This window comes from Pseudomonas sp. Sample_9, assembly GCF_004307535.1.
GTDB classification, from domain to species: domain Bacteria; phylum Pseudomonadota; class Gammaproteobacteria; order Pseudomonadales; family Pseudomonadaceae; genus Aquipseudomonas; species Aquipseudomonas mercuritolerans.
This window is the reverse complement of record NZ_RAZO01000444.1, coordinates 1-1,045: the sequence shown is the minus strand read 5'-3', so window position 1 is coordinate 1,045 and position 1,045 is coordinate 1. Positions and strand designations below refer to the sequence as shown.

Below are 1,045 nucleotides of genomic sequence, written 5' to 3'. Positions count from 1 at the left end.
CCCAACTATCGCAACCTGATGAACAGCTACTCGGCGCTGACGCAGCAGAAGTAAGCGTTAAATCCAAAGCGAAAGCCTGCCTCGAAAGCAGGCTTTTTGCGTTTTCTACAGAACGCCGTTCGTCCATTGTCGGGCACTTGTCACGTTTGGGCATTTCACACGCTCAGGTACACATCTTTTGATCACCTCGGAGACCGACATGGACATTGATGAAAACGCACCGGGCAACCAGTCGCAACAGGCCGTGACGCGCACCACCGACAATGAGACCGGGCACGATCCCCAGCGCGAAAACCCCGAGGTGCCTTTGCCGCCGGACGACGAGGCACCTGTGGAAGAAGACATGTCGGATGTGGATGCGGCCAATTCGGTGTCGACGGAGCATCCGCCGTCACGCTGACCGTGCTGTTTGAAGGGGAACGCTCTCTATGATGGTCAACCCGGACAGTTCCCTCTCCTCGGGGAGAGGGCTAGGGTGAGGGGCTTTCCCTGGCACCCTGATGCAGTTCAGTCACTGACATCGTGAAAACCAGTTTCGCTCGCCCATGGTTGGCATACCCATGCGCCACATCGGTCCTCGCCACCGCCGAACACCCAGGGCCGACAATAAGCTCGGCATCGCCAACTTGCAGATGCAACGTGCCTTTTTCGACATGAAACAACTCGGTGGTGCCATTCGGGTGACCGGCTGAAGCAAATGACTCGCCGGGAAACAATTCCCAGCGCCACAACTCGAGCATGTTCGGGCCGCTGGTGCCGGCCAGCAGGCGCGCCGATCCGCCCAGTTCACCGGTCCATAGCGTGGGGATGTCATCACTGTCGATAAGATGCGCCGTCGGGGTGGCGGCGACATTGACGAAGTCCGCCACGGACAAGCCCAGCGCCGCAGCGATCTTGCACAGCGTTGCGATGCTCGGATTGGCCGAGCCTTTCTCGATCTCGACCACCATGCCTTTGCTCACGCCCGAGCGTCGGGACAGTTCGTCGAGCGTGATGCCCTGTTGTTTGCGCGCCTGTTTGAGCGTGCGCGACACCGCCGCGCTGA

At 59.8% G+C, this 1,045-nt stretch carries 3 protein-coding genes; 2 read left to right on the top strand and 1 reads right to left on the bottom strand.

Annotated elements, in window-relative coordinates; genetic code table 11:
- Together D6877_RS29690 and D6877_RS25390 are read left to right on the top strand one after the other, a co-directional pair.
- Positions 1-182, top strand: a 182-nt coding sequence (locus tag D6877_RS29690) for a hypothetical protein (protein WP_206663001.1), incomplete at its 5' end; no start/stop codon positions are given.
- A gap of 17 nt (positions 183-199) precedes the next feature.
- Positions 200-400 (top strand): hypothetical protein, encoded by a 201-nt coding sequence (locus D6877_RS25390; RefSeq protein ID WP_130912486.1) that lies wholly within the window; start codon positions 200-202, stop codon positions 398-400.
- A 70-nt stretch (positions 401-470) separates the two neighbouring features.
- Here D6877_RS25390 and D6877_RS25385 read toward each other — a convergent pair.
- A partial coding sequence (locus D6877_RS25385; RefSeq protein ID WP_130912485.1) for a helix-turn-helix domain-containing protein occupies positions 471-1,045 on the bottom strand: 575 nt, incomplete at its 5' end.